Raw genomic sequence first — 2327 nt, 5'->3', positions numbered from 1 at the left:
GCAAGCGCCGACCGAGGGCACCGGCACGTCCGAGTTCGGAACCCTGCGCGACGAGCTGGCGCGGATCTGGGCCGAACTCTTCGACGTCGCAGACGATTTCCAGGACGACCAGAACTTGTTCGAGGTGGGCGGGACCTCGCTCACGGCGGTGCGATTGCGCGCCCGGATCGTGAGCGAGTTCGGGGTCGACATCCCGCTCGGTGACATCTACGCCGGCGGCAGCATTGCCGAACTGCTGCCCATCATCGAGGCCGGTCTTCTCGCCGCGGACGGCTCCACCGTCCTGTCGACCACCAGCACCGGCTGATGCCGGCGAATCCGGCACGCACCAGGAAGGCGAGCACATGACCGAAGCTCCCGCCACGGCTGAGGCGCTCTCAACTGCCCGGCAGGCGCTGATCAACTGGAAACTGCGCCAGCGGCAGGACCGGCTGGCTGAGCAGGATCGGATCGAACCGGTATCCCGGGACGGGCTGCTGCCGGTCAGCGAGCAGCAGCGTTACCTGTGGTTCCTGCACCAGCTGGCTCCGGACGTGCCGGTGTACAACATGCCTGCCGCGCTCAGGCTGCAGGGCGAGCTGGACGAGCGGGCGTTGCGAAGCGCGGTGACGGGGTTGGTCGCGCGCCACGAGAGCCTGCGGACCAGGTTCCGGTCCGAGCGCGGGCTGCCGTGCCAGGTCATCGATCCGCCGGCCCCCATGCCGGTAACGGTGATCGACCTGCGCTCGCTCCCGGCCGAGGATCGGCTCGAGCACGCCACCAGGTTGGCCGAACAGGAGACCCGCCGCCCGTTCGACCTCCACAACGGCCCGCTGATGCGCTGCTGGCTGGCACGGCTGGCCGAGGACGACCATGTCCTGCTGCTCACCCTTCACCACATCATCACTGACGGCTGGTCGGTCGGGATCATCACTCGCGAGCTTGCCGAGCTGTACGCCGGTCGTGGCGAGGAGCTGCCGAGCCGGCAGTTGCAGCCGGTCGACCACGCAGCCTGGCAGCAGCGGCAGCTCAGCACCGACACCGAGCGCGACCAGCTGACCTACTGGCGGGAGCGGCTCGCCGAGATTCCCCCGGTGGACGTTCCGGCCGACCGGCCGCGCCCCAATCAGCCCAGCTGGCGGGGCGCCATCCACGAGCGTCCGCTGGCGCCTGGCCTGATCGACGGGGCCCGGGGACTGGCGGCAGCGGAGTCGGTGCTGTCGGTGCTGGCGGTTCTGACGGCCGCCTTCTACGCGGTGCTGTCGCGCTACACCGATGAGTACGACCTGGCGGTCGGTTCGGTCTTCTCCGGCCGGACGAGGTCGGAGCTGGAGAGCATGGTCGGCTTCTTCGCCAACACCCTGGTGCTGCGTGCCGACCTGTCCGGCGACCCGACCGGCCGCGAGCTGGTACAGCGCTGCAGCGGCACCGTGCTCGGCGCACTGGGGCATCAGGACGTGCCGTTCGGCACCGTGGTGGCGGAGCTGAAACCCGACCGAGTGCCCGGCCGCAACCCGCTCTTCCAGATCTGCTTCACCCTGCTCACCGGCGACATGATCGGTCAGTACAACTTCGGCGATGTGACGGTGTCACCGGTGCAGGTGCAGCTGGGCACCTCGCGCTTCGACATGGCCTTCCAGGTCTTGACCCTCGCCGACGGCAGCGCGTCGGCCTGGGTGGAGTACTCCACCGAGCTGTTCGACCAGGACCGCATCGAGCGGCTGATCCAGCACTACGAGACCGCGCTCGCCTCGATCACTGCCGATCCGGATCGCCGGCTGAGCCAGCTGCAGCTGCTCCCGGCGGCGGAATCGCAACTGCTGCTGGACACCTGGAACCCGGCGCCGGTCGACTTCGGCACCGGGGAGCTGCTGTTGCACGACCTGGTGGCAGCGGCGGCGGCAAGCTATCCCGACCGGGCCGCCCTGCGCTTCGACGGCGCGGACGTCAGCTACACCGATCTCGACGAGCAGGCCAACCGGCTTGCCCGGCTGCTGCAGCTCGAGCACCGGATCGGGCCGGACCAGGTGGTGGCCATCCTGCTGGACCGTGGCACCCGGATCCCGCAGGCCCAGCTGGCGGTGCTCAAGGCCGGCGGCGCCTGGCTGACGCTGGATCCGACGCATCCGGCGAAACGGCTTGCCTTCCAGCTCGACGACGCTTCGGCGGTGCTGGTGATCACCGATTCGAAGCTGGCCGCGGCATTGCCGCCCGATGTGCCGCGCATCGATCTCGACGACCCGAGCCTCGCCCGCCGGCTGGCCGAGGTCGAGGGCACCGCGCCGGTGTGCGCCGCGCAGCCCGACAATGCCGCGTACCTGATCTACACCTCGGGTTCGACCGGCACG

The 2327-nt window shown here is 69.7% G+C and carries 2 protein-coding genes; both read left to right on the top strand.

From position 1 onward, the window contains the following. Positions 1 to 307: acyl carrier protein (locus tag VF542_RS10370; RefSeq protein WP_408651629.1), on the top strand; the 307-nt coding region annotated here is incomplete at its 5' end. Between the two features lie 37 nt (positions 308 to 344). Beyond that, positions 345 to 2327 (top strand): condensation domain-containing protein (locus tag VF542_RS10365; RefSeq protein ID WP_408651628.1); only part of this gene is annotated, 1983 nt, incomplete at its 3' end.

This window comes from Jatrophihabitans sp., from assembly GCF_036389215.1.
Taxonomy (GTDB): domain Bacteria; phylum Actinomycetota; class Actinomycetes; order Mycobacteriales; family Jatrophihabitantaceae; genus Jatrophihabitans_A.
This window is presented reverse-complemented; position numbering and strand designations above follow the sequence as displayed.